The organism is Lactobacillus mulieris, from assembly GCF_007095465.1.
Classification (GTDB): domain Bacteria; phylum Bacillota; class Bacilli; order Lactobacillales; family Lactobacillaceae; genus Lactobacillus; species Lactobacillus mulieris.
The window spans coordinates 1-25,360 of record NZ_SDGL01000010.1 but is presented as its reverse complement, the minus strand read 5'-3'; the positions used below and the strand labels follow the sequence as shown (position 1 = coordinate 25,360).

The 25,360-nt window shown below is 33.6% G+C and carries 25 protein-coding genes and 1 pseudogene; 5 read left to right on the top strand and 21 right to left on the bottom strand.

The window, feature by feature from the left end; translation table 11 throughout:
• Positions 1–65 precede the first annotated feature (65 nt).
• From ETI37_RS05450 to ETI37_RS05385, 14 genes are all read right to left on the bottom strand, one after another.
• On the bottom strand, positions 66–3,239 hold the full coding sequence (locus tag ETI37_RS05450) for a carbamoyl phosphate synthase large subunit (protein ID WP_006586710.1): 3,174 nt from the start codon (positions 3,237–3,239) through the stop codon (positions 66–68).
• A 1-nt stretch (position 3,240) separates the two neighbouring features.
• Positions 3,241–4,299, bottom strand: coding sequence for a carbamoyl phosphate synthase small subunit (locus ETI37_RS05445; protein WP_006586709.1), 1,059 nt, complete (start codon positions 4,297–4,299; stop codon positions 3,241–3,243).
• Positions 4,300–4,307: 8 nt separating this feature from the next.
• The gene (locus ETI37_RS05440) at positions 4,308–5,216 is read right to left on the bottom strand and encodes an RluA family pseudouridine synthase (RefSeq protein ID WP_180363055.1); all 909 of its coding nucleotides are present in this window, start codon (positions 5,214–5,216) and stop codon (positions 4,308–4,310) included.
• Positions 5,213–5,671, bottom strand: a complete 459-nt coding sequence (gene lspA / locus ETI37_RS05435) for a signal peptidase II (protein ID WP_006586707.1) — start codon at positions 5,669–5,671, stop codon at positions 5,213–5,215. Before lspA ends, ETI37_RS05440 begins: the two co-directional genes overlap by 4 nt.
• Positions 5,671–7,347 (bottom strand): formate--tetrahydrofolate ligase, encoded by a 1,677-nt coding sequence (locus ETI37_RS05430; protein ID WP_006586706.1) that lies wholly within the window; start codon positions 7,345–7,347, stop codon positions 5,671–5,673. Before ETI37_RS05430 ends, lspA begins: the two co-directional genes overlap by 1 nt.
• A gap of 7 nt (positions 7,348–7,354) precedes the next feature.
• Positions 7,355–7,702, bottom strand: coding sequence for a hypothetical protein (locus ETI37_RS05425; protein WP_006586705.1), 348 nt, complete (start codon positions 7,700–7,702; stop codon positions 7,355–7,357).
• Positions 7,703–7,879: 177 nt separating this feature from the next.
• Positions 7,880–9,766: a DUF4838 domain-containing protein gene (locus ETI37_RS05420; protein WP_006586704.1), complete on the bottom strand. Its 1,887-nt coding sequence runs from the start codon at positions 9,764–9,766 to the stop codon at positions 7,880–7,882.
• Positions 9,767–9,785: 19 nt separating this feature from the next.
• Entirely contained in the window at positions 9,786–11,069 is a 1,284-nt protein-coding gene (locus ETI37_RS05415; protein WP_006586703.1) for a PTS sugar transporter subunit IIC, read from the bottom strand.
• Positions 11,070–11,096: 27 nt separating this feature from the next.
• Positions 11,097–12,809, bottom strand: a complete 1,713-nt coding sequence (locus tag ETI37_RS05410) for a PTS lactose transporter subunit IIBC (protein ID WP_006586702.1) — start codon at positions 12,807–12,809, stop codon at positions 11,097–11,099.
• A 15-nt stretch (positions 12,810–12,824) separates the two neighbouring features.
• Positions 12,825–14,234, bottom strand: a complete 1,410-nt coding sequence (gene lacG, locus ETI37_RS05405; RefSeq protein ID WP_143458481.1) for a 6-phospho-beta-galactosidase — start codon at positions 14,232–14,234, stop codon at positions 12,825–12,827.
• Between the two features lie 19 nt (positions 14,235–14,253).
• Positions 14,254–14,598, bottom strand: a complete 345-nt coding sequence (locus tag ETI37_RS05400) for a PTS sugar transporter subunit IIA (RefSeq protein ID WP_006587309.1) — start codon at positions 14,596–14,598, stop codon at positions 14,254–14,256.
• A complete protein-coding gene (locus tag ETI37_RS05395; RefSeq protein WP_006586699.1) occupies positions 14,576–15,454 on the bottom strand; it encodes a PRD domain-containing protein in 879 nt (292 codons plus the stop codon). The genes ETI37_RS05400 and ETI37_RS05395 overlap by 23 nt, the downstream gene beginning before the upstream one ends.
• 241 nt (positions 15,455–15,695) lie before the next feature.
• Positions 15,696–16,199, bottom strand: a complete 504-nt coding sequence (locus ETI37_RS05390) for a sigma-70 RNA polymerase sigma factor region 4 domain-containing protein (protein ID WP_006586698.1) — start codon at positions 16,197–16,199, stop codon at positions 15,696–15,698.
• Positions 16,200–16,321: 122 nt separating this feature from the next.
• Positions 16,322–17,146, bottom strand: coding sequence for a hypothetical protein (locus tag ETI37_RS05385; RefSeq protein WP_006586697.1), 825 nt, complete (start codon positions 17,144–17,146; stop codon positions 16,322–16,324).
• A 499-nt stretch (positions 17,147–17,645) separates the two neighbouring features.
• Between ETI37_RS05385 and ETI37_RS05380 the strand changes: the two genes are divergently transcribed.
• Together ETI37_RS05380 and ETI37_RS07905 are read left to right on the top strand one after the other, a co-directional pair.
• A complete protein-coding gene (locus ETI37_RS05380) occupies positions 17,646–17,762 on the top strand; it encodes a putative metal homeostasis protein (RefSeq protein WP_022091160.1) in 117 nt (38 codons plus the stop codon).
• A gap of 117 nt (positions 17,763–17,879) precedes the next feature.
• Positions 17,880–18,088, top strand: a pseudogene (locus ETI37_RS07905) (ISL3 family transposase); the annotation flags it as partial.
• A 158-nt stretch (positions 18,089–18,246) separates the two neighbouring features.
• Here the strand turns inward: ETI37_RS07905 and ETI37_RS05370 are convergent.
• Complete coding sequence (locus ETI37_RS05370) at positions 18,247–18,666, bottom strand: type II toxin-antitoxin system death-on-curing family toxin (RefSeq protein WP_006586695.1); 420 nt, start codon at positions 18,664–18,666, stop codon at positions 18,247–18,249.
• Positions 18,663–19,214, bottom strand: a complete 552-nt coding sequence (locus ETI37_RS05365) for a Panacea domain-containing protein (protein ID WP_006586694.1) — start codon at positions 19,212–19,214, stop codon at positions 18,663–18,665. The genes ETI37_RS05370 and ETI37_RS05365 overlap by 4 nt, the downstream gene beginning before the upstream one ends.
• Positions 19,215–19,363: 149 nt before the next feature.
• On the opposite strand from ETI37_RS05365, the gene ETI37_RS07850 reads away from it, so the two are divergent.
• A complete protein-coding gene (locus ETI37_RS07850) occupies positions 19,364–19,519 on the top strand; it encodes a hypothetical protein (RefSeq protein WP_006586693.1) in 156 nt (51 codons plus the stop codon).
• Here the strand turns inward: ETI37_RS07850 and ETI37_RS05360 are convergent.
• The 4 genes from ETI37_RS05360 to ETI37_RS05345 all read right to left on the bottom strand — a co-directional run bounded on the left by ETI37_RS05360 (position 19,512) and on the right by ETI37_RS05345 (position 22,083).
• The gene (locus ETI37_RS05360) at positions 19,512–19,937 is read right to left on the bottom strand and encodes a hypothetical protein (RefSeq protein WP_006586692.1); all 426 of its coding nucleotides are present in this window, start codon (positions 19,935–19,937) and stop codon (positions 19,512–19,514) included. The genes ETI37_RS07850 and ETI37_RS05360 overlap by 8 nt on opposite strands.
• Positions 19,938–19,951: 14 nt before the next feature.
• Positions 19,952–20,221: a 30S ribosomal protein S14 gene (gene rpsN, locus ETI37_RS05355; protein ID WP_006586691.1), complete on the bottom strand. Its 270-nt coding sequence runs from the start codon at positions 20,219–20,221 to the stop codon at positions 19,952–19,954.
• 103 nt (positions 20,222–20,324) lie between these two features.
• Positions 20,325–20,621 carry a helix-turn-helix domain-containing protein gene (locus tag ETI37_RS05350; protein ID WP_006586690.1) on the bottom strand — a complete coding sequence of 99 codons (297 nt, stop codon included), beginning with the start codon at positions 20,619–20,621 and terminating at the stop codon, positions 20,325–20,327.
• 538 nt (positions 20,622–21,159) lie between these two features.
• On the bottom strand, positions 21,160–22,083 hold the full coding sequence (locus tag ETI37_RS05345; RefSeq protein WP_006586689.1) for a restriction endonuclease: 924 nt from the start codon (positions 22,081–22,083) through the stop codon (positions 21,160–21,162).
• A gap of 357 nt (positions 22,084–22,440) precedes the next feature.
• Here ETI37_RS05345 and ETI37_RS05340 point away from each other — a divergent pair, with 357 nt between their 5' ends.
• The gene (locus ETI37_RS05340) at positions 22,441–23,562 is read left to right on the top strand and encodes a restriction endonuclease subunit S (RefSeq protein WP_006586688.1); all 1,122 of its coding nucleotides are present in this window, start codon (positions 22,441–22,443) and stop codon (positions 23,560–23,562) included.
• Between the two features lie 43 nt (positions 23,563–23,605).
• Positions 23,606–24,529, top strand: coding sequence for a site-specific integrase (locus tag ETI37_RS05335; RefSeq protein WP_006586687.1), 924 nt, complete (start codon positions 23,606–23,608; stop codon positions 24,527–24,529).
• A gap of 35 nt (positions 24,530–24,564) precedes the next feature.
• On the opposite strand, the gene ETI37_RS05330 is transcribed toward ETI37_RS05335, so the two are convergent.
• Complete coding sequence (locus ETI37_RS05330; protein ID WP_006587305.1) at positions 24,565–25,215, bottom strand: restriction endonuclease subunit S domain-containing protein; 651 nt, start codon at positions 25,213–25,215, stop codon at positions 24,565–24,567.
• Positions 25,216–25,360 lie beyond the last annotated feature (145 nt).

Sequence of the window (25,360 nt, the reverse complement as noted above, 5' to 3'; positions counted from 1 at the left end):
CCTGCAATCTGTGAACTTTCTATGAAAATGAAGCTTATTTTTTATAGAAAAAGTATTAAGCATTTTTAAATTGGTTGAGTAGTTAATGCTAAACTTTCAAGAACTTCTAAAATTAATTCGGCAGTTTGTAAACTAGAAAAAACTGGAATATGTGTATTCAAAGCTACATCTCTAATTCTAATTGCATCTTGACTAGCATTATCTGAAAGATTAATAACGTTAATGACCATTACTATCTTATGACTGGCTATCTTTTCTAATAAATTGTGTTGGTCTTCTTGCACTTTCTTTACAATACCAGTCGTAATTCCTGCTTCAGCTAAAATAGTTGCCGTCCCTTCTGTAGCAACCAACTTAAATCCTAATCTATGAAATCTTTGTGCTAGATTAATTGTGCGTTGCTTATCTTCATCACGGACTGAGATAAAAATGGTGCCATAACTTGGAATTGTTAAGTTACTACCTTCATATCCCTTATATAATGCCTTAGAAAGTAAAGTATCACGCCCCATTACTGAAGCTGAGGATTTCATTTTAGAGTCAAAAGTATTACCACTTTGATAGTCAATATATGAAAATACGGGCATTTTTACGTGGATTAATTCACTAGCTGGCCAAATTGTCTCAGGAAGGTTTAATTCTTTTAAACTCTTCCCTAATAAGCATTTAGTTGTAATTCCAACTAAATCACTGTTTAACGACTTAGATAAAAAGGCTAAATTATGACCTGCATAAGTCTTAACTTGCAATAAATAAAATTGTCCATCTGCTTGCAAGAAATGTAATGTAAATAGGCCTTTCATTTGTATTAGTGGCAAAATTTCTTTTGTCATCTTACCTAAAAATGCTCTTTGTTCTTTGTTTAAATTTTGTGGTTGAAAAACTGCAATTGAGTCTGAAGCATGGGAGCCTGTTTGCTCAAGGTGTTCAATAATCCCTGGAATTGTTACATTATGAGAGTCAGAAATAGCGATGACTTCGTACTTTCTCCCCTCAATAAAGCGAGAAATAGTACCCTCATCTATATCATTTTCATTAATGTATTTTTCAAGCGCTGGAATATCATAAACAACTGCACTCTTGACTTTTAATTCTCGAGTGCGTCCCCCAATTAGAACTGGGAAGCCGTGCTTTTCAACAAAATTTTTAGCTTGGCTTTCTGTATAAATTTTCTCTCCAGGTACTAATTCAATTGGCAATTCATCTACGTTTATCTTTTGCTTAGCAAGTTCAGAAATTAAGTTTTCTTGTCCTAATAACTTTAATCCTGCATTGATAAGATTGGGTCTTAATTGATTGATTTCTTTACCAGAAAATTGCGTTAAAACCTCATCTATCCCCTCTTTTTGGGCAATCTTTTTGATATTTTCAAAAGTAATTGGTTCGAAGTATACGCGATCAACTAGTTCATATGCTGTAGATACTGCTTCACTATTATTACTAATTAAAACAGTAGCAATGCCCTCATCTTTTAGAGTTTTCAACGCATGATAAATCATATAATCATATTCACTAGTTAAAGAAACTTGCATTGGTTTCATACCAATTACTAACACTTTTCTATTTGCTTTAAGTGGGGAAACTTCATTTTCACTACCAAAACTACTATAGCAAACTGAACAATTTGCTCGATATAGACCAGCACTACCATCTAAAAGTAAATATGAAGAATTAAGCTGGTAATTTCGGCACAAGTCACCAATATCTTCTAAACTTTTTTGGGTGATTATACTGATAAGTGTGTTTGAAAAGCCTAATTTTTTAGCTGTTACAAGTACTTCTTTTGATAACTCGTTCTTTAATTGTTTACCTACTTCAATAACTTGGCTCAATTTTTCAAAGTAAAGTGGATGTAACCTACATACTTCATGAATTTGCGTGTATGTTAACCCACTACTGATCGCTGCTAATAAGGTAATTATATGTAGCTCATCGGGATGAGCTAGTTGCTGCAATAATTGTTGGCCATCTTTTGCCTTTCCCAAATAATAAAAATCTCGTAAACCATTAATATCAAAATTAGATTCTAATCCTTTTAAAAAGGCAGCTTCAAAATTGCGCCCAATTCCAATGCTTTCTCCACTTGCTTGCATTCTATCACCTAATTGATAGTGATTTAATCCTGATTCGCTGAAAGAGAAATATGGGAATTTAATTGATACCGCATCTAAAACTGGTTCAATTGCTGCATTTTGCCCTGTCAAAGGTTGAACAATCTCATTAAAGTTATATCCTAAGGCAATTTTAGCCAAAACATAGCCAATATCATACATTGCTACTCTGCGAGCAATGACACTTGTTCGTGTTAAACGATTTTTTAATGTTAAAACTTTCAAGTCAATTTCTGTATCATGGTGGCTAACGGCGAAATGAATACTCAAAAAGCCATGGATATTCAGCCTATTCATGATTTTCTTGCTTAGTTTTCTAATTTTTCGAACATGGTCATTATTTAAAGTTAAGGCTGGACTAATGATTAACGAATCTCCAGAATTAATTGCCACATCTTCTAAGCATGAAGAAATATTAATAAAGTTAAAATTACCACGGTTATCTCTTAAAACATCGACAATAACTTCTTCCCAATTAGATAAGTCTTCAGTTAGGCGATAATTATTTAAGTTAAAATGATCTGCTTCTGTATCATTTTCTGTTTTGAAAAATTCAGACAGTTCAGCCACATTTTTGAACTTAAAATGCTCATTATGAATATATTGATGATATTTTGTTACCAAAAGTGGGAAACGAGCATGAGAAAGCAAGTCAGCAATGCTTTCACTAGTATCGGTTTTAACCAAATGCCAAGATTCACTTGTTGCAAAATTATTCTTTTGCATAAAAGCAATTTGCTTTTTATGATCAACCAAATTGAGTAACTCTTTATTGGTTGTCAAAAGCTTGATTTTCATGTCATCAATTATGCCATCATCAAGTAATTCCTTGGCGACAGCTAATGCATTAGTGCTACCATAAGCAGTTACAATTGCATCTGGTTCTTCCATTCGTAAAATTCGCTTCATGAAAGCCAAAGTCATCGGCTCAAGGTAAACAGTAACTCCTTTTTGCCGGTCACTTGAAACAGTTGCAGGATTGGGATTTACTAAAACAACATGAATATCATCCTCTAAAAAAGCCTTAATTGCTGAATTAGTATAGGCATCCATTTCAGCAACGCTACCCACAATATTTGGCCCACTTCCGAGGACTAATACTTTATTTAAATCATTCTCAAGTGGCATTTTACTTCTCCATTAATTGCATAAATTGGTCAAAAATTTTTAATCCATCAAAACTTCCCGGAGCTCCTTCGGGATTAAAAGCTGTTGCAAGAACTTCTTTATCTTTTAAATAAAAACCAGCTAATAAGTCACTATGCAAATCATAGTATGTTTCAGTAAAGTTGATACCGCCGTTTTCAGAAAGTGCCAGCTGTGGAATATTCATAGCAGTCTGCCAAATTGTATTGGAATTTTGTAAAATAACGGGATAATTTACTCCATTAAATGGTTTGGGAAGGTCAATTAATTCGATATTTAAATAATCACAAATTGCCAAAAAACCTAAACCAATTCCCAAAATTGGCAATTTCCCATAAAATTCATCAAAAAGTGGAGCTAGCCCTTTTTTAACTTCTGTTGCAGTACCAGGTCCATTAGAAATAACTAATCCATCTGGTTTTAAATTAAGGATATCTTGTGGCTTAGAATTGTATGGGACAACAATAATGTTAGCTTTGCGCAAAGATAATTCTCTAAGCATAGAATGCTTTAATCCTAAATCAACTACCGCAATAGTCTTACCGATATTCGGTGCTGCATATGAGTTGGAAGTAGAAATAGTTGTTGTTTTATTTTTAGGTAAAACTAAAGCTCTAATTTGGTCAAAAGCGTGTTCATCGTTAGTATCCATAATAGAAGCTTTAATTTTACTTTGATTACTAATTTTATGGGCAAGTGCACGAGTATCAACACCACTTATAGCAGGAATTTTTTTCTCTTTTAAGAAATAATCCAGCTCTTGAAAATTGGGAGAATCAGAAATATGAGTAGCAATTTCATTACAAATAATGCCACGAACACTAGGATCAATTGCTTCATAGTCAATTGAGTTAATTCCAGTTGTACCAATCATTGGCGTGGTAAAAACTAATATTTTCCCAGCATTTGTAGGATCTGTTAAGGCTTCTTGATAACCAAAATTGCTCGTTTGAACTGCCAATTCTCCTGTAGAAATAGTTTCCGCTCCAAAACTATCACCAGCAAAAGAAGTTCCATCTTCTAGTATTAAATATCGTTTCATTTATTAACCTATCCCTTCAAGCTTCGCAAATAAGTAAGCTCTTTTTGGAAAATTTCTGGAGGATCAACTTGAAACTCAAGCCATTGCCCAGTTTTCGGTTGCTTAAATCCTAATATTTTTGCATGCAAAAATTGACCGTGTCCTTTTAAAGTTTTTTTAGGTCCATATAATGGATCACCAGCTAAAGGATGGCCAATATATTTCATATGAACTCTAATTTGATGAGTACGGCCTGTTTCTAATTGACAACTCACTAATGCATAACCAGGATATTGCTCTAATACATGAAAATGAGTGACTGCCTCTTTGCCGCCTTCAACGATGGCCATTTTCTTACGGTCCTTAGGATTGCGAGCAATTGGTGCATCAATTGTTCCTGTAGCTTCTTTAAAATTACCGTGAACAATTGCTAAATAAACACGTTTATTTGTCTTATGCGCGAGCTGACTCTCTAAGCTTGTACGGGCATTGGCATTTTTAGCAATCATTAACAAGCCACTTGTATCTTTATCAATACGATGAACGATTCCTGGTCGAAAGCCCTCAGGACTAGCTGCAAGGAACTTAGTATGATTCATTAAAGCATTGACTAAAGTGTGGTTCGGATGTCCAGCAGAGGGATGAACAACCATTCCTTGGGGTTTATTAACCACAATTACATCTTCATCTTCGTAAACGATATCTAATGGAATATCTTCTGGCTCAACATTTAGTGGAACTAATTTGGGAACATGTACTGTGATTTGATCATTGTTAGCAACTTTGTAACTTGGCTTTTCTTGCTTACCATTTACTAAAATATCTCCGCTGCCAAGCAACTCTTGTACCCTTGAACGTGATAAATCAGAATGCTCACTTATGTATTTATCTAATCTTCCTGCTTTAGTTGCAACAATTAATTCAAAATCAGCCACTATTTCTCCTCCTTTTCTGAGAAAAAGATCAAGTAGACAAAAACTAATACAATACCAACTGTGATAGCAGAATCAGCAATATTAAAAATATTGAAATTGATAAAGTCTAATTGAATCATATCAATAACATATTTTAAATGTAATCTATCAATGAAATTACCAATTACTCCACCTAAAACAAGGCCAATTCCTGTTTTGAAAATAGGATTATTATACTTTTTGTTGTACAAGAAATACAAGCAAGCAATTATTGCAATAATACTAATTATGTAAAATAGCCACATTTGCCCGGTTAAAATATTCCAGGCAGCACCAGTATTTTTAACATAAGTAAATGACAGTAAACCATCAATTAAAATATGTTCTTGGCCTAACATAAAACTATGACTGATATAGTATTTTAATCCTTGATCACAAAGGACTACTAAAAATGCGATAAATAAATATAGTAGTTGCATTAGAACAAACCACTTATCTTTCCTTCATCATCAATATCAATGTCTAAAGCTGCAGGATGTTTTGGTAAGCCAGGCATATCCAAAATAGAACCAGTTGAAACAACAATAAATCCAGCCCCATTTTTCAAAGCCAAGTTTTTGACGTGTAAAGTGAAGTTTGTAGGTGCTCCTAAAACTTTTTTATCATCGCTGAAACTATATTGTGTCTTAGCAACAATGACTGGAAGTTTGTCTTTACCTAATTCTTTCAAGTGTTCAATTTGAGCAAGTGCTTTTTCACTGTATTCAACTTTACCAGCATGATAAATCTTTTGAGCAATTTGTTCAATTTTAACTTGAATTGTATCGTCTTTGGCATAAGAACGCATTACTTCGCCTTGTTCTTGGTTAGTTAAGTCACGAACTTTTTCAGCAGCCTTGATGCCACCAAGAGAGCCATCATTATGGTAAGTGACAACTTCACTGTCAATACCATGTTCTGCTATTAAGTCTTGAAGTAAGTTTAATTCAGCTTCGGTATCTGAATCAAACTTGTTAATTAAAACAATTACAGGACGATTATATTGACGCATATTATTCATATGCCGTGCGAGGTTTTTGAAGCCTTCTCTTAAAGCAGCCAAATTTTCATTAGCTAGATTATCGGTTGATTGTTCAGCTTGATACTTTAAAGCTCGCACTGTAGCAACCACGACAATAGCGTCAGGTGCTTTTTCTAAATGAGTTGACACAAAATCCATAAACTTCTGGCCACCCAAGTCACTTCCAAATCCAGCTTCTGTGACAACATAATCACTTAAATGTAAAGCAAGATTGGTTGCCATAACACTATTTGCACCATGAGCAATATTAGCAAAAGGTCCGCCATGAACTAAAGCAGGAGTATGTTCAATTGTTTGAACTAAATTAGGCTTTAATGCTTTACCTAATAGTGCCGCAATTGCCCCTTCAAAATGTAAATCCTTAACAAAAACTGGATCATCATCAATAGAGTAACCTACTAAAATATTTCCAATACGCTGTTTAAGGTCACTGATTGAAGTTGCTAGACATAAAATAGCCATTAATTCATTAGCTACTGTAATTGCAAAACTAGCTTCATGTTCAATACCATTGAAACGTGAGCCTTGTCCTAAAGTAATCTTACGCAAAGTTCGATCATTAACATCAAGTCCACGCTTCAAAAGAATACGATTAGGATCAAGCTTCAAGCTATTGTCTTGATAAATATAGTTATCAACTAAAGCAGCTAAAGTATCAATTGCACTGGTTAATGCATGCATATCACCAGTAAAGTGCAAGTTAATATCTTCCATCGGAATAACTTGCGCACGTCCTCCACCTGTAGCTCCACCTTTTAACCCAAAGACCGGTCCCATTGAGGGTTCACGCAGTGCAATTAAAGTTTTTTCATGAAGTTGATTATTTAAGGCATCAGCTAAACCAATTGTCATTGTTGACTTGCCTTCACCAGCTGGTGTGGGACTAATTGATGTAACTAAAATTAACTTTCCTAAATGTTGATTTGCTTGAGCCTGCTTGATTGCTGACCAGTTAATTTTAGCCTTATCTGATCCAAATAGCTCCAAATCTTGTTCGTTAAGTTCAAGCTTTTTAGCAATTTCGGTAATTGGCAAGCCTTGACTTGCCTGTGCAATTTCTATATCTGATTTCATTGGCCCACTACCCTTTCTTTTGGATAACTAAGTAGTTGACTGCTTCATATTTAGAAAGTTCTACATGGTAAATATGAAAAATACGCCAACTAGCCACTTTTTGTGGCTTTTGTGTCAAAACTACTTTCTTTTTATAAGGTAATTTTAGTAATAAAGAATTGTTTTCTGTTTTAATGTAAGAACATAAAAAAGTATAGGTTGCAAGTAATAAAAATATGCCCCCAATTATCACGGCTGGCCACATTATAACCTTGTTTCCTTCTAAGGCGATAATCAAACTAATAAATAGTAAAACCATCAACCAGCTGTAATAAATTGTTCCTGCTTTACCGAGGAAAAATAAATGTTTCTTCATTAAAGTACCTCCATTACCAAACAGTTTTAATTATAGCAAAATGGTTGCTAATAGTATAAGGTAAGACATGATTTTTATAAAACAAAACAAGTTCAACCTACATTTGCAGGTTGAACTTGAGATACTAATTTATTCTACATTGTACGAGTATTTAATTTTTTACAGTTATATTTTTGCTTATTCCCGATATTTAAAACCAGCATAATTAGTTGCAACTTCGATAATTCGATAAACATCTAAATATGGTTCAAAGCTATCTTCATGAAGTTTAATGAAATCTTGGAAGTCAATCCAGGCTTCTTCTGCTTTTGCTTGCTGTCCACTAGCTTGCAATCCTAAGGCTGTAGCCAATTTAATTACTGCTTGACGGTGATATGCTAATACACGCCAGTTTTCATGTTGACTATTCTTGCTTTGGCTTAAACCTTTAATAATTACTGGCAAGATTGCAGAAGTTTCACTTACACATCCCTGATATTGAGCAGCTAATTGTGCATTAATTCTGCTCCCAATCTTGTTGAAGTAGTCACTACTTGATAAAGCAGACAATTTTTCAAGATAAGCTGAAACTTGCATCCCCTCTTTACCAAAAGCTGCTGTGAAGTATTCTTCTTTTAATTCTTCATATGTTAAACTCTTGTCCCAAAGAGTTCGACCCATAACGTAGTTTGGCAAAGTAGTTGGAAAACCAGTTCTTAATTCTTGACAACTAATATAGCCATTTAAATGCAATTTATCAAGATAACGAACATCCCTACTAATAATTTGACTAATTTTCATATAACCAAGATCACCATAATGAGCTCTACCTAAAGGATAGTCATATACAAAACTATCTCCTTTAAAGTTTCTTTGCCAATCGAATAAAAATGCTAAGTTTTCTTCAAGTGAATTTGGTAAAGTCGTTTTATTTCTTACATATGGTGTTGGTTCTGGAATACCATGCTTGTAATCAACATCAGCATAACTCTTTTCAAAAGTTCTACTAATTGGTGCAAACATTAAGACAAAGCGGTCAGGATTTTTAATCTTGTTTTCTTGTGGTGCGAAAAGCAATTCGTGGTAGAGCAAGAAACAAATCTTAGTATCCAACCCAGCTTCAGCTAATTTCTCATCGAGATAGTTCAGGAAGTTGACATATTGATCAGCTGGTAAAATCTTTTGGCATTCATCACATTCGCAAACGTTGTTATCTCCATCTGATAGCCCAACATGTAAGTAATCGACTTCTTTATGCTTTTGGGCATAATCGACAATTACTTTAGCCATTTCTTCATTTACTTTGTGATTACTCATGTCCAAGTTAGTAAAGATTGGAGTTCCTTGAATTAGATCTCGTTTACCATCAACTTTAGCAACTAAATCACGTTTGTCATCTGCTAATTTTACGCCACTTTCCCAACCGAATTCTGATGAGTAACCTAATACTTCACCCGTCCAGCCATGTCCTACCCGGTGATGACGCAAATCACGTAGAGCCATAGCAGCATCAATTTCATCACTCATTGTTTGAATTTCAGCATCAGTTAAGTCACGCCCTTCTAAGTAATGGTTAAATTCATGACTATACCAACGCTTTAAGAAAGTATATGGATTAGCAAATTGAATGAAGAAACTATTGAATCCATTTTTTGGAAGCCATTCAATAAATTCTAAAATGTTTTCTAATGAATTTGCCCCTTCAATACATACTCCACGGTGTTTGTAACTTGCAACATGGTCGTATGCCTTAACATTCTTAATTTGCGCCACTTCAATATTTGGGATTAATTCATTTTCTTTGCCTGGTCTTAAAAATCTAACCCCTAGAGCATGTAAGTATTGATAACTTGCAATTAATAATGCTACGGGACGATTACCTGAAATAATAACATGGCCATCTTGAACTTGATATTGAGCATGATCATTTTCTTCATGATCAGCAACTAGTTGTAATACAATATCAGCCTCATCTGAACTAAAGCCTACTTCAGCCTTTGTAATTTTTTCTAAATAATATGCTAATTCACTTGCAGCATAATCTGCTGTGGGATTGGTTGCAGTATTTTTTATTAAAATAGTCATAATCTAACTCCTATTTCTTTTATTTATCTTCTTTTTCCATTTCAGCCTTTAAACGAGCTGCATCAGCAGCTTTAAAGAATGGGTAGTAGATAAGGAATGAAACAATTACTAATACCAGTTGTAAAATTGCAGCTGCCCAACTACCACCACAGGCAAAGAATCCGCCAATGATAGGTGGCATAGTCCAAGGCATAACAGCACCAGTTGTTAAAGGAACTAAATGTAAAGCCATTGCAAAGTATGTAATTACTGCATTAGTTACTGGAGCTAGTAAGAATGGAATTAACATAATTGGGTTCAAAACAGTTGGGAAACTGAATAAGATTGCTGTATTAATGTTAAAGAAGGCTGGAATACCTGCTGCTTTACCTAATACCTTGTATTCTTTACTCTTACTCAAGAACATTAAGCAAAGTGCCAATCCAATTGTGGCACCACCACCACCGATGTAAACGAATAAGTCAATAAATGGTAAGGTAATAATATTTGGTAAAGCTTTGCCTGCTTGCCAAGCTGCTAAGTTTGCAGTAGCTGCTTGTAACCAAACCGGTTGCATAACAGTGTTAACTACTTGACCACCGTTAACACCACAGAACCAGAATAGTGAATTAAGTAAAATCGCAATAAAAGTACCAATTAATGTTCCACCAATTAAACCTAAAGGCGTACCGATAACAATTCCAAGTAAGTTGTTCAAGTTACCAATTGGTGTTAAGGAGATTCCCCAAGTTACAGCTTCAAAGAATGTTAAGATGACTGCACCGGGTACTAAGGCCATAAATGACTTTCCTACTACTTCTGGTACACTGTCTGGCATTTTGATAGTAATATCTTTTTGGATGAACCAACGGAAAATTTCAGCTGTGATTAAACCAACAATAATAGCAGTAAATAAACCACGACCACCGATTCCTGGATATGGAATACCTGCTACACCGGTTTTATCAGTAATTGATGGAGTTGCTAGTAACATACTTGCAACAGCTAATGCACCAGCAGAAAGACCATCAACGTTATATGAAGTTGCTAAACGATAAGCAACACCAAAACATGTTAGTAAGGCAATCAAGCCAAAACTGTTACTAATCAAATTATTGAAAATAACATCTAATCCCACTTGATGAAGCCATTTGGTAAAGCTTTCCATTGGGAAGCTTGCAATAACTTGAAATAGCGACCCAATTAAAACTAATGGCATTGCTAACATGAAGCCTTCACGTAGCGCCTTCAAGTGGCGTTGTTTACTAACTTTTTCTCCAAAAGGAGCTAATTTATTTTGCAAAAAATCCATAAATTTATGCATGGTAGTTTCCTCCTAAGATTAAAACCACTAACTTAGATTTAGTTGACTAAGTAAGAAATTTACTGCCTGCTTTGGGTTGCGCGTCATATTAATATATTCTGCTCCCTTAGTAGCAATTAATTTAATACCTAGTTTATCTGTATCCGCTTTCATATCGGAGTAAAAAGAACGAACTTGTGGGGCTAAAATGACCACATCATAATTTGCCATAATTTCATAATGAGCGCCGTAAGCGCCTGAATTTGCGATAATTGGCATTTTTTCTTCTTTTGCTCCTTCATTTAAAGCATGAGCTAATTGTGCGCTAGTACCTGAGCCAGCACATAAAACTAAAACTTTTAGCTCTTTGGTTAAGTTAGGATGATTTGTTTCTTTTTGTTCTTGCTCTTGCTTATCTAGTTTCTGTTTTGCAAGTTCTTTTTTCATTGTGTTTGCAAAAGTCTTTTCTTCTGCTAGTTTTTGAGCTTTGCTTTTTTCTTGTTTGACTAGTTCTGCATCATATACTCGCAAAAATGGATAGTAAATTGCAGCATCCATTACCAACATAATAATTACGAAAATAATAGAAATAAGTTGAAAATGAGTATTCAGCAAGACCCCAATTGGTCCGGGAACTGTCCAAGGCAAGGTGTAAATCATGCCATTCATCCCTAAAACGTCAATGAAGAACTTACCCAAAATAACGTTGCAAATTGGCGTTAAGATAAATGGGAAGAACATGTATGGGTTCAAAACTAATGGTGCTGCAAAAAGTAATGGTTCATTAACAGCAAACAAAACTGGAATAAATGAAGCTTTACCCACTGTTTTTAGTTGCTTTGACTTCATAAAGAAAATCAAAACCAGTGGCACAATAAAGGTTGCACCAGTCCCACCAATTGCAGCAATATAGTTACCGAAGTTGTTAGTCATTGCATGCAAGGGATGTTGCCCTGCTTCGAATAATTTTAAGTTAGCCTCGGTGTTAGCTAATTGAAAGGCAGTTACAGCTGGCATAACAATTGAAGGCCCATGAATTCCTACAAACCAGAAAAGCGCACTTAATCCATAGATTAAACACATTCCAGGATATGTTTCTACCCCTTTTAAAAGAGGTGTTAATGTCTTTTGAAAGACTGATGCAAATGGTGCACCAACAACTGCTCTACTAGTCAAATCAATTAATACACAGGCTAAAACTGCAAAGGCAAAGGGAAAAATATCTTTAAAACTCTGAGCAATTGTCCCTGGAACTTCTTTGGGAAGTTTAATAGTAATATTTTTCTTAATACATAGTTTATAAATGTTTACCGTCAAAAATGCTGCAACAAATGCACTTAATAAGCCTTGTGTCCCTAAAAATCCAACATCAAGAGCTCCTGTTTTGGGATCTGGACTGACAGCCAAGAATAGAAAAGCTGACATAGCAGCAATCATGGTTGAGGTAGAATTTATTGCTTTTCCTTCTGGCATGGTTCTATTAAAGTTGCCAGTCAATGCTTTAGCTGTTGTCCCAGCAACCATTAGTCCCATAATCCCCATGGTTAAGTTATATATCTTAACCATAATTAGTTTGGCATTATCAGGTAATACTATGCCAAAAAGGGTTGGTAATTGAACAATTAAAATCATTAAACTTGAAAACATTACCAATGGCATGATTGAAATAAAACCATCTTTGATTGCCATCAAATAATTATTTTTAGATATTTTTAGAAAGAAGTCTTGATGCTTCTGGATCCACTTTACTATTTTATTCATGATAAACCCACATCCTTACTCCTCAAGTGAAGCACCTAATTGTTTGAACCAATAAGCGCTTTTCTTTGGGTATCGTTTTTGTGTTTCAAAATCCACATAAAATAATCCATATCGTTTGTTATAACCATTAGCCCAAGAGAATTGATCTTGTAGTGACCAAACAAAGTAGCCTTGAATATTCACTCCTGCTTGTCGCGCTTTTAAGACTTGCTCTAGATGTTGATCAATAAAGTCAATCCTCCGACTATCATCAACTGTTTTTTCTTTATTTAACTGCTCTTTTAGTGCCATACCATTTTCTGTGAGAAAAATAGTTGGTACATTCGGATAATCTCGTTTAATTCTCATTAACATATCAAACAGACCTCGTGGATAAATATTCCAGTCCCAATCAGTAGTTGGCACTTCTGGTCGTTTGACAAACTCGCCTACTCCCTTGAATTTAAAAGCACTTGTGCCCTTTTTCCCTGTTGAATTAAACTGATCAATACTTTCGCCATGATATTCTCTAACAAATTCACTGCGATAGTAATTCATCCCAAACATTCCATTAAGAGGAGCAGCTTTTTTTAAAATTGCTAAATCCTCAGGCAAAATAGTTAAACTTGCATCGTTTGCCTGCAATACTTCTTGTAATAGTTGCATTGTTTCACTTTGATATTCATCAAGTAAGGTTCCATCAAGCAAAAAGCGATTATTATATGCATCATACCTTTTGCAAGCTTGAATATCTTCTATGCGATTAGAATTTGGATAGCCTGTTTTCAAGGCATGGATACAGCCAATTCTTCCCGGCAGGTTCAAATCATGATAAGCAATTACAGCTCGAGCGTGGGCCACCAACATATTGTGTTCGGCTTGGATTGCTTCAGATACATTAAAGTGATGATTAGGTGGAAATTGCCCACCTAAATATTGCCCACTTGCTAGAGAAATTAACTCATTAATCGTAAACCAGTTCTTAATCTCAGGAAAAGTTAGAAAGCAGAATTTCGCATATTTAATAAAACGATCAATATTTTTTCGATTAAGCCAATCTCCTTCTTCAAGCATTTCTTGTGGTGAATCAAAATGATGTAAAGCAACAAAAGGAGTTATCCCATAATCAAGACATGTTTTAAACAAATCATGATAATAAGCCACTGCACTTTCATTAACTGGGCCATCAATTTTAGGAAATAATCTCACCCAAGAAATTGACAGGCGAATTGCATTTAAGCCAAACTCTTTTGCTAAGGCAATATCTTCAGGATAACGGTGGTAGAAGTCACTAGCGGGATCAGGGGAATACTGACCATGCTTTGCCAGATAAACATCCCACATATTTTGACCACGTCCATCTTCCTTAGTAGCTCCTTCAACTTGGTAAGCTGCAGTTGCTGCTCCTAGATAAAAGCCTTTTGGCAACTTCTTCACTCGAGCCATTTTTATAAGTCACATCCTTCTACCTATTTTCTAATACAAACACCCTTTCATATAGATCGAGGATAGTGTCCATTTGATCTTTTAAGAGCATTGTAGTCATCAAGGTATCTTGTCCATGAGCCATAATGAAAGAAAGTGTAACATTTTCTCCATTGGCTTCTTTGGTTAGCATTTTAGTTTGAGCATTGTGAGCCAAGTTTATTGACTTCTCTGCTTCTTTAACTAACTGCCGTGCTTCATCAAAGTTCCCATTTTTTGCACTCTTGAGTGCTTCTACTAAATCACTTCGTGCGTCTCCTGCATATGCCACAATTGAAAAGCCAATTGTAGCAACCTCTTCACTATTTTTCATTGTGTTTGTCATTTGTCTCCTCCTTTCTAATCAATCTTGGAATATGTATTGTCAAATAAACTTGTTCATCATTCGTAAATTCTAAGCCCATCTTTTGTTTTATTTGGTCGTTGATCTTTTGAACAATTGCAAAAGTACGGGGGTAATCTTTAACAACTTCTTGAAAAATCGCTGCCGATAAAACTTGCGGTGCAGGCTTTTGATTAATCCGATTGATAAAATACTTCAAATGAACTAATAATCTTTCATAATCATTGGCATTATCTCGATTCCGATAAATTTGATGATTATTCAATTCATTCTCGACAATCGCAAGTATTTGCTTGTTTTTATCAACTTTTCTTCTTTGTGCCTGGTTCTGTGTATGAATATCAGTTCTTGCATTCAAGAAATGCAAGGCAACACTCTTTTGTTCCTGTTTAGGGAATTTTATATTAAGTCTTGTAGCAAACCCATCTAATACATAACCCGCAATTTCATAGGGTAAAGGATAATCTTTTTCTAAATCAGGCAAATACGTTTCAACCAATCTACCATCGGCTAATCTTTTGGCTGATTCATAAAGGTGAGTTGTTAGGGATGCATAAATGTATGGTTCAACTGAATAATCATATTTTTCTTGTGCTTCATCTATCAAGCTATAACTTACTGTTAGAAAGTCGAGGGGGATTGTCGCTAACAAGGATGTTAAATCTGACGGACTTTCTTCATGTAATTTGAAAACCTTTTGGACTGCACTAGCCTTAATAATATCTCCCTTCTTCTTTTGGAAAGTCAGGCCCTTTCCCATAATTACTACTTGTGAGTCATCCTCTTTACAAGCAAGGCCCACATTATTATTCAATACTTGCACTAGCCGGAATGTCATGACTAATTCCTCCAACAAAAAAAGACCACAAACAGCGAGTACAGTTGTAACTCGTGTTTGCGGTCTTGCCTAATTAAAGTAACAATCCACTTTATAATTATCCTATGGTTTAAGTTTAGCACAACCTTTTTAATTTGTAAACCCTTACATAGTTATAAAGTTACATAAATTACGAACTTTTACTGTTCAAGGGTATCATATCACTTAAACTTATAAATTGATAATAATATGTACTATATTACTATCTTTTTAGCTTAGTACGCATTCGACTAACTAGTTCACCCTTTTTTCTTGAAAGTGTCCGCAGACCAAAATTATATTGTTGGGCTAAAATTTTTAAGGGACGCTTGTGAATAAAATGTTCCTTGAAAATCAAACTTTCAACTTGGCTTAATTGACCTAGTTCAGTGGCAAGGGCAAGCCAATCTTCCCTACTTAAGCTTTCTTCTAGTTCAAACTCCTGATCTTCAATTGGAAGAAAAAGTTCGGAACGTCTTTGATTCTTTCGTAATTCATCATTAATTTTCCAAAAGATTTTCTTGTGCGCTAGCTTGTTAATTTCAGATAGGCTTTTTCCTGTAAACTGATCTAATAATTGAGCATATGTAATTAGGCCTTCATGAAATAAATCCTCATAATCATTATATGTTCGATAAACATTAGCTTTTTTAAGAGCTTGCTTAATTAATGCCTTATTTTCCCAAGCCAATAAAAGACTTTGCGGAGAAATATTTTCTTTTTTCATTACTTAACTTCCTTCTTGCTATTTTTGCAAGCTTGCGGAATTAATAATATGAAAAAAGAAAAAAGCCCGCTAAACAAGCTATACTTTGCTTAATGGTATAAACTATCAAGATTAGGCAAGATTTAAAACATTAAGTTATTACGCTTGGTAAAGCTTAGCCCAGTTTGGTGATCGTTTTTAGTCCAAATCATGCCAGTTTGACTCTTCATGAAAAAGCTGTATTGTTCGAAGTCATCATTTTGAACTTGCTTGATTAGGGATGCGAGCGAAGGTTTATTCGCCATTTGCAATTTGAAAAGCCGTTCTTCTTCTGTTAGGAGATTATTATTTATAGTTTGGTTAAGGCCAAGTTCTCGGTGAAAATTAATGGCTGTTTGCTTTAATTCTTGATTTAAGGTAATAGATTCGTGAAGTCGCTTTTGAATCTGAGGCGCACAAGAACTGAATTTAAATAAATATTGAATTGAATTTAGCTGGATTGTTGAAGCTTGAGCCTCTGTTTCAGCGAGTTGAATAAAATCAGAAAATTGATGTAAAGCTAGCCAACTAGTATTTATTTGGCTAAACCCATTTAGCGAAAAGTAAGCATAGTTACCTAAAGCGAAAACATGCTTTCTTTTAAGTCCAAGCTGCTCACGGAGTTTGTTTTGATACTTTAAGCCCAAGGTACTATTTTTCGATAATGAGTTGAAAAGTTGCCGAGAATTCTTGGTAGTTAAAATAATGCCAGCCTGTGTATCAAAAATAACGGACTTGTATTTAGTAGCAATTGGTTCTGAACTAAAGTCAAACAAAACAATCATTGATGGCTGTACTTTATAATCAGAATTGATAGTAATATATCTTTTCAAAGCATCGTGGTGCGGTATGTACTCTCTAATCTTATCTTTATCCCAAACTTGAAATTCGGTAGCAGTTGGTAAATTAGCTTGGTGATTAGCGGTCATATATCCTCCTAATAAATAAAAAATTGAATAATTATGATGGTTAAATAAATATATTTGCTAATAATATCTGCTTTTTCATTAATTTACAAGATATATGTTATTAAGAATTTATAAAGAAAGATATTTTTGCTAGACATTATTAATATAGTAAAACAAGTTTTTTGAATCATTTTGTCCTTAAAATTTCAAAAAGATTGTAGAATCGGTGTGTTTTAAATTATAAAATAATTTCATTAAAAATCCATCTATACCTTTATCATCAAGACTTTACAGGATCTCTTAAAGAATAAATTACACGCAATGCGTGTAATTGGTAGTTTTCTAACAACTATGATTATAGTAATGATAATTTTGATAACTTCAACTTATCTACTAATCATCATTTTTTATCTTTTTAGAAAGTTATTGGCAAAAATGATTTAGTATGATATTCTACTTAGTTCACTAAAGGAGGATTTACTCTTAAAGTGAATAACTTTCAGGAAAAGGTGGTAACGAAATGGAAAAGAACAATCTTTCCAGCGCTTATCGCAGACTTCAAAGTCCTAACATTAAAACACGTAAACGGGCTTTGAAAATAATCAAAGCTCACAAACGAGCAAAAGGTAACAAGTAATTTAATTAACCTTGACGTTGTATTTTTAATTAAATTCATGTTTACTGGAGACGCAGCTTGGCTAATGCTAAGCTGCTTTTTTGATACAACAAAAGGCAGTCATGTGACTGCCTTAATATCATTTTTACTGATTATTTCTTTAAATTAATTAACGGTATTAAGTATAAGGTCTTTCAAGCTACTCTTGTTCAGCCTGCTTGTCTTTTTGCGGTTCTATTAATCTGATTCATAATGGTCATCTTCAGACTAATATTAGATTTATTACTTCTAATGCTAGTAGTCCTGTGATTATCAGGTTAAATAAACAAAGAGTTATTTGTTGTGATAGTCAAAATTATGAAGTGGTTCAAATCCTCAGAAACAAATAGAACGAACGGCTTATGGTTATTCAAATTACATTAACTTACTAACAAGAATTAGATTAGAAGAAAACAAAGTTAAATAAAAAGAACCAAGCAATTTATATATTGCTTGGTTCTTTAAATCACTCCTTATCAACAGGATTTGACTTAACGGCAATGCATTCTTTACTTAATACATCGGCTAAAAAATCCATAACTTCTTTTGAATCATCTAATTTGGTAACCATTAAAACAAGGTCTACTTTATCTTTTTGGCTTCTTTGCCACTTATAGCCATTTTCATACAAGAAAAAAACTGTAGCTAATAATGCAGTTCTCTTGTTTCCGTCACCAAAAATATGCTTTTTAGTGATTTTTTGCATTATAAATGCTGCTTTTTCCCATATTGAGGGATATAATTCCTGACCAAAATAAATAGCTTGTAGCTGTTCTTCGATAATGGACAATCCATCTTCATACTGAATCCCTTGAAATTTTTCATCTGCTTCATCTAGAACAAGCCTATTCATTTCTATTATTTGCTTACTACTCAGATATATCATTTATATTTTAAAATATCCATTGCTTCTCTATTTTCTTCATAAAGTTTTCTCATAATAACATGATCATATTTTTCTGATACTTCAGTATCAAGCCCAGTTTCTTTATAAAATTTTTCCATTTTATCATCTTCAATTTTTGCTCCCTGAGAAGTAGACTTCCAAGGCATCTCTGTATGTGTCTTTTTCATCAAAGTAGAAGCAGAATATGAGCCAAAAGCTATATAAACTGCATTCAAAACTTGAGAGGCTCTTATATCTGATTCCAAAGTATTAAAGTCTTGATATGCTTCATAAGAAATTGACTCAACAATATTTCTTTTCCCGCGATATTTGTCATGAACCTCCGCAATTACTGGTCCAAATTTCCAAGCTAAAATATCACTATCAAATAATCTTTGACCATATTTCACTAAAAAGGTTGCTTGTGCATAATAAAGTAATTTCATTACCTTCATTTGGGTTAATGGTTCAACATTTACATCTTCGCTAACTAATTCTTCTACATTTTTCAAACGAAACCAATTAACTACTTTAAAAACATTATACATTCAAAAGCCTCCTTTCAATTTGTTCTAAAATCATAATACCGTAATTTATCACGTAAGTATAATAATTTCAATTATAAATTGATAACACACAAAAAAACAATTACTAATGATTCTATTTTTACATTCAATTATAACGAAAGGAGTTCACAATGGCATCAATCACTAAGCGAGGCAAAGTTTGGCAAGCTAGATACTCCAAACGTGTCAAAAAATTAGTTAAGCAGCCTGATGGTTCTGTGAAGTATAAGTCAGTACATGAGCAGAAATCTAAATCTGGTTTTACTATAAAAAAGGCAGTCATGTGACTGCCCTTTGTTTAAACTTTAAAATATTGACATTTATCTTCTTATCTTCAAAGTAATTGCTTAATTCAACTTCTTCTTCTAAGTCAAATTTCCCTGCTTGTACTTCTTTAAGAATCTGCATTGCAAATTCAGTTTTAATCTCCCAAAAGCCGCCTATTTTTCTAAAGTTAGAAGCTGGAAAACGTTTAAAAACTGGATATAGTTCTAAAAATTCATCAAAAGATAAATTTGGCACTTCTTCCCGTCTTAAAATTAGCCCTTTTTTCAAGGCATATTCAGTTGGATTTCCATTTTCATCAAGTAATTTTTCCTCTATTAGCATTTTATAGATGGTTGTTTTCATCTCAACACTAACATCACTACTACCATAAAAGAAGCGGCAAGCTTGCTCAACTAAGGGTGGATAGTAAATCTGCATAATATCACCTATTTCTACCAGCTAGCTTTTTTAACGCCAGGCAACTTACCTGCATGTGCAAGTTCACGGAATTTAATTCTTGATAGGCCAAACTTTCGGATGTAGCCATGTGGTCTGCCATCTAACATATCACGATTTTGTAAACGAGTTGGAGCTGAATCTTTAGGTAATTTAGAAAGGCCGATGTAATCTCCTTTAGCCTTTAATTCACGACGTTTTGCAGCATATTCTTCAATTAACTTTCTTTGCTTTTCTGCTTTTACAATTTTTGATTTCTTTGCCATAATCTTTCCTTTCTGTGTGACAAATATTAAATTAACTTAGCAGAATATCATAGCTTGAAATCTCTTGTCAATTGTTTAGCATCGCAAATACCACTCCACTAAATTAGTCTTTAAAAATTGGACTAAAGTTAATTTCAACATGTTGTTTAGTAGCAGTGGCAAGCTTCATCAATAAATCGGTCGTTACATCAATATCTCCTTGCTCAATCTGCAATATAGTAGCTTGGGGCATATTAACTAAGCGAGCAAACTCTTCTCGAGTAAGCCCCATCTTCTTACGTAAGTTAATGATAGCAATACCAGTCTTAACATTAAGGCTGCATTGAATAAAATCCTTAGCGAAATCCGGATCATTTTCAAAATTATCTTTCAAATAATTCTTCAAATTAGTACGATTCATAAAATCCCTTATTTTCCTCCTAATACTGATATTTTATCATAAAAAAGCACCCATCTACTGATTATAGATAGGCTGCAGTGTAAGATAAAAAATTAAAAATGAGGTATCTCTTACCCCTATTCATCTTAGGGAAAGAAATTCAGCAGATTCTATACACTTTTATTTGTATATCAAATTTTACTTGCTAGAATCTAAAAAAGCACGATTCAATGAATCATGCTCTTTTGGCTCTATAGCCCCGGATTATTGTTTGGGTGTTTGTTTACCCGTAAATAAGATTATAGCATGATTGGTTAAGAAAAGGCACGCCAATTGGAGTTTTGACGTACCTTTTCAAACAATCGTGGGAATATATATGTTTGTAGGAATAATATATGCTAGGGAGCGTATATCGAGGAAAGATTGCTTTCCTCACCAACAATAATAGCAGTTTTATTAAAAAGATTACAGTGATATGCTTAAAAAACATTTATTAAATACTCGTTAATCATAAAAAATATTATGTCAATAATTAAATTAACTAATTTAGGTGAGAATTTTAGTCTTTTTCAAAGTAATAATCATCTAAGCTATATGTTTGAACGGGAGTAATATGCAATTGATAACGCTCAACTAAATCAGTTAATTCTTGCCCATCTATCAGCGTTACAGTTCTATTGCCTTGAGTCGCAATAGCTTTAGCTGAATCTGTGAAATAGCTCGTTGTCACAAAAATCCCATATTCTGCATTAAAGCTATCCATTGTCCCTTTAAAATCACGAATTTCAGATTCCCCTACTGATCCATTTGTATAACGCTTGCATTGAATTGCTACACGACTGGTTCTAAATTCATCTGACCTGAAATAGCCAAAACCATCTATTCCATGATCTCCTGATAGTTTAACTCCTTTTGTTTTATCTATTGATACACCCATTTTAGAAATTAGCAATCTAGAGAAACTTTCAAATTTTGCAGGTGAAAATTGCTTAATCTGTTCAAGTAATTGGATTTTCCAATCATCTTCAGCTGTATCTTGTGCATCAGTATCTTCAACTTCTGATTCTGTATCCCCTGTTATACCAATCTTTTCCTTGAGTTTTTTCTTAGCGTAACGTAACTCATCTTTTTGCTTCCAATAAGCACTTATTTTATCAACCTGTTCTTGAGATGGAAAATTGGTTAAATCAGCGGTTCTTCCAAGGTCAGTTAAAATAATATCTTTTCCACGTTGAGGTTCTTCGATAAAACCAATGGTGTATAGGTTCTTCATACCAAAATTAAAATCAAACAAGAATGGCGAATATTTTTTACCATTTTTACTTACTTTAACGTAAAATACTCCTTCATAATCCAAACCATCGTATTCATTTTCTGCCATTGTGCGACGAATTTGTTTTCTTGAAGCAGAACCACCTAAATCTCTAAGAGCAAGGACAATAGCTTTCCATACACTTCTTCTTCGATAAATATAATTTTTCATTTTGTAACCTCAATCAAATATACAATTGCTATTATATCAATGTTCAGTAATATAACGAGCAAAAATATAAAAGAATATTTAAGCAAAAGAAAAAAGCTAATCACAAAGATTAGCTAGAACTTCAGTTATTCGACTGTGATTGAGGATAACGAACTCGCACTTCGTTGTCCTCTTTTCTTTTATAATTATATGAAATCTATCGGTAAAAATCAAAGCTTGAACAGTACTTCATTCTCCATTTTTTGTTGGGGTGAAACAAAAATATCACTTTTTGTTGCCTATTAATAATCTGATGAACAACGATTGTATCCGAAGGTCAGATTTCGTGGGTTTGATGAGCCTTGGAAGAAAGTTAAGTTGGAGGAAATAAGTGAACGAGTAAATGGAAATGACAATAGATTTAATCTCCCTGTATTAACTATATCTGCTAAGACAGGATGGATGACTCAAGAAGATAGATTCTCTGGTGATATTTCTGGCAAGCAAAAGAAAAATTATACTTTATTACACAAAGGAGAATTATCATATAATCATGGTAATTCAAAAGTAGCTAAATATGGTGCCGTTTTCAGTTTGCAGAACTATTCTGAAGCGCTTATTCCTCATGTATATCATAGTTTTAAAATCATAAAGGAAACCACTCCAGTTTTTATTGAAAACTTTTTCAAGAAAAAAGATGTGAATAAGCAATTACGGAAGTATATATCTTCATCTGCCCGAATGGATGGCTTACTAAATATTAGCTATTCAGATTTTATGAAAGTTCATCTGTTTATAAGTCAAAAAATAAGTGAAACTAAACAAATAGATAAAATCTTTGAAATTCTAAATTCTCTTCTTTCTCTTCAACAACGAAAATTAGAGCTAGAAAAGCAGTTGAAAAAGTTTTGCTTACAAAATATTTTATCTGATAATAAGAAATGTCCTAATCTTAGATTTCATGATTTTAGTACTAATTGGAAAAAAGTAAAAGTTGGAGATATATTTACTGTTACAAGAGGAAAGGTATTATCAAAAGATAAGATTTCTAAAACTAAAGATCATATTATGAAATATCCAGTATATTCTTCACAAACACTCAATAATGGCCTTTTGGGGTATTATCATGATTATTTGTTCGAAGATGCTATCACGTGGACTACTGATGGTGCCAATGCAGGTACGGTTAGACTTAGAGCTGGAAAATTTTATGGTACAAATGTTAATGGAGTTTTATTATCTAAAAATGGATATGTAAATGATGCAAATGCTGAAGCTTTAAATCAAATTGCATGGAAATACGTATCAAAAGTTGGAAATCCTAAATTAATGAATAATGTGATGCAGAATATTATGTTTTCAATTGCTCCTTCTGTAGAAGAACAAGTAATTATTTCTAAACTTTTCATTCTACATTCCAAAAGTTTAAAAATATATCAAGCAAATATAAATGTTTACACCCAACTCAAACAATTCCTACTTCAAAATCTATTTATCTAGATTGCTACAATAACCTCCTAATCAAAATTTAGGAGGTTTTCTTATGTCAAAGAAAATTAGTACAAAGTTGTTTTATAGGTATTATGGTAATTGGATTGATTTGTATAAAAAAGGTGCAATTCGACAAGTTACTCTCGATAAGTATTATCTGACCGAGCGTAAATTAAGAGAGTTAGCTCCAGAATTGCGTTTATCTGAGCTGAATCGCCAAACATATCAAAAATTATTAAATGATTATGCTGAAACTCACGAAAAGCACACAACCCTAGACTTCCATCATCACCTTAAAGCTGCAATTATAGACGCGCTAGACGATGGAATGATAAAAACTGATCCAACTCGGAGAGTAATTATTAAAGGTCGAAAACCTAAACCAAAAAAGAAAAAGTATCTAAATTTATTTGAGTTACAAATGTTGTTAAAACAACTAAAGTTAGGTACAGAACCTAATTGGGATTGGTTTATATTATTAGTTGCTAAAACTGGTTTGCGTTATGCTGAGGCCCTAGCATTAACTCCTAATGACTTTAATTATGAAAAGCAAGTTATTACAGTTACTAAAACCTGGAATTACAAATATGCAGGTGGAGGGTTCAGACCGACTAAAAATCCAACATCGAAGCGTAATGTAATGATTGATTGGCAACTTGCTCAGCAATTTAAGCAGATTACACAAGGTATGGACCCTGAGAAGCCTATTTTTGTATCAGGACGAGCTTTTAATTCAACAATAAACATAATTCTAGAGCGATTATGTTATCAAGCTGAAATCCCTGTTATTTCAATTCATGGACTAAGGCACACACATGCTTCACTGCTTCTTTATGAAGGCGTATCTGTAGCAAGTGTAGCCAAACGACTAGGTCATGCTAATATTACAACTACTCAAAAGACTTACTTGCATATTATTCAAGAACTCGAAAACAAGGATAATGACAAAGTAATGCATCATTTATCTCAGCTATAAAATAAAAGTCCTAGCTAGATGGCTAGGACTTTGTGTTATATAAATAAGTTTTGAAGTAGGAATTGCTTGAGTTGTTGTGTAGTATTTATATCCTGTTGTTGAAGGGAAAGAAGGGAATTCATAAGATTATAAATCCTGGAAATATTATTTTGTTCATCACTTTTTGGGATAGTTATACTCATTTCAAAAAAATCTTGTGGTGAGATATTTAATAATCCATGATTCCTTGCACCTTCTGTAGAAACTTGAACTATGTGAGAATACCATTTAGTAGTGTCGAAAAACGCTTTTAAAAAATCAGAATTAATATTTTCAGGTGTAAATGCAATATATAATGTGGAAAGCGCTCCTTCATTATACTTTTCCAATCTTTTAATTGAACCATATGGAGCTTCCTTAGAATAGCTTTTATTATAGGCAAACTCTCCACGTTTAAGCAAAATATAGTTTGCAAGATTTTCACTGGCAACAACTCTACCAAAAAAATCTCTTTGATCAACTAAGCCAAATTGTGCAGAAATTGTTAAGGGAATATTAGTTTCTAGATTTTTATTTTTTCTGCGTATTCTTTTGACATTTCTCCCCAACTTAACCTTCTTCCAAGGCTCATCAAACCCACGAAATCTAACCTTGGGATACAATCGTTGTTCATCTGAAAATAAGTTTTGAAGATTAAACTGCTTCAACTGATTTTCTAACTCTAATTTTCGTTGTTGAAGAGAAAGAAGGGAATCAAGTGATTTTATACAGGTAGACGCGTGGTGCTAGTTAAATCTTTCTAGACAATAAGCCAAATTATAAGCTAAAATTGCAATTTCCAACCGGCTTTGA

Excerpts from the sequence above, each read along its gene's own strand:
- lspA (WP_006586707.1), bottom strand. The coding sequence starts at position 5,671 with ATGCAACTACTATATTTATTTATCGCATTTTTAGTAGTCCTTTGTGAT.
- ETI37_RS05335 (WP_006586687.1), top strand. The coding sequence starts at position 23,606 with ATGTCAAAGAAAATTAGTACAAAGTTGTTTTATAGGTATTATGGTAAT.
- ETI37_RS05450 (WP_006586710.1), bottom strand. The coding sequence starts at position 3,239 with ATGCCACTTGAGAATGATTTAAATAAAGTATTAGTCCTCGGAAGTGGG.
- lacG (WP_143458481.1), bottom strand. The coding sequence starts at position 14,234 with ATGGCTCGAGTGAAGAAGTTGCCAAAAGGCTTTTATCTAGGAGCAGCA.
- ETI37_RS05410 (WP_006586702.1), bottom strand. The coding sequence starts at position 12,809 with ATGAATAAAATAGTAAAGTGGATCCAGAAGCATCAAGACTTCTTTCTA.
- ETI37_RS05370 (WP_006586695.1), bottom strand. The coding sequence starts at position 18,666 with ATGATATATCTGAGTAGTAAGCAAATAATAGAAATGAATAGGCTTGTT.
- ETI37_RS05385 (WP_006586697.1), bottom strand. The coding sequence starts at position 17,146 with ATGACCGCTAATCACCAAGCTAATTTACCAACTGCTACCGAATTTCAA.
- ETI37_RS05415 (WP_006586703.1), bottom strand. The coding sequence starts at position 11,069 with ATGCATAAATTTATGGATTTTTTGCAAAATAAATTAGCTCCTTTTGGA.
- ETI37_RS05395 (WP_006586699.1), bottom strand. The coding sequence starts at position 15,454 with ATGACATTCCGGCTAGTGCAAGTATTGAATAATAATGTGGGCCTTGCT.
- rpsN (WP_006586691.1), bottom strand. The coding sequence starts at position 20,221 with ATGGCAAAGAAATCAAAAATTGTAAAAGCAGAAAAGCAAAGAAAGTTA.
- ETI37_RS05430 (WP_006586706.1), bottom strand. The coding sequence starts at position 7,347 with ATGAAATCAGATATAGAAATTGCACAGGCAAGTCAAGGCTTGCCAATT.
- ETI37_RS05345 (WP_006586689.1), bottom strand. The coding sequence starts at position 22,083 with ATGAAAAATTATATTTATCGAAGAAGAAGTGTATGGAAAGCTATTGTC.
- ETI37_RS05400 (WP_006587309.1), bottom strand. The coding sequence starts at position 14,598 with ATGACAAACACAATGAAAAATAGTGAAGAGGTTGCTACAATTGGCTTT.
- ETI37_RS05445 (WP_006586709.1), bottom strand. The coding sequence starts at position 4,299 with ATGAAACGATATTTAATACTAGAAGATGGAACTTCTTTTGCTGGTGAT.
- ETI37_RS05365 (WP_006586694.1), bottom strand. The coding sequence starts at position 19,214 with ATGTATAATGTTTTTAAAGTAGTTAATTGGTTTCGTTTGAAAAATGTA.
- ETI37_RS05350 (WP_006586690.1), bottom strand. The coding sequence starts at position 20,621 with ATGAATCGTACTAATTTGAAGAATTATTTGAAAGATAATTTTGAAAAT.
- ETI37_RS07850 (WP_006586693.1), top strand. The coding sequence starts at position 19,364 with ATGGCATCAATCACTAAGCGAGGCAAAGTTTGGCAAGCTAGATACTCC.
- ETI37_RS05420 (WP_006586704.1), bottom strand. The coding sequence starts at position 9,766 with ATGACTATTTTAATAAAAAATACTGCAACCAATCCCACAGCAGATTAT.
- ETI37_RS05425 (WP_006586705.1), bottom strand. The coding sequence starts at position 7,702 with ATGAAGAAACATTTATTTTTCCTCGGTAAAGCAGGAACAATTTATTAC.
- ETI37_RS05390 (WP_006586698.1), bottom strand. The coding sequence starts at position 16,199 with ATGAAAAAAGAAAATATTTCTCCGCAAAGTCTTTTATTGGCTTGGGAA.
- ETI37_RS05360 (WP_006586692.1), bottom strand. The coding sequence starts at position 19,937 with ATGCAGATTTACTATCCACCCTTAGTTGAGCAAGCTTGCCGCTTCTTT.
- ETI37_RS05380 (WP_022091160.1), top strand. The coding sequence starts at position 17,646 with ATGGAAAAGAACAATCTTTCCAGCGCTTATCGCAGACTTCAAAGTCCT.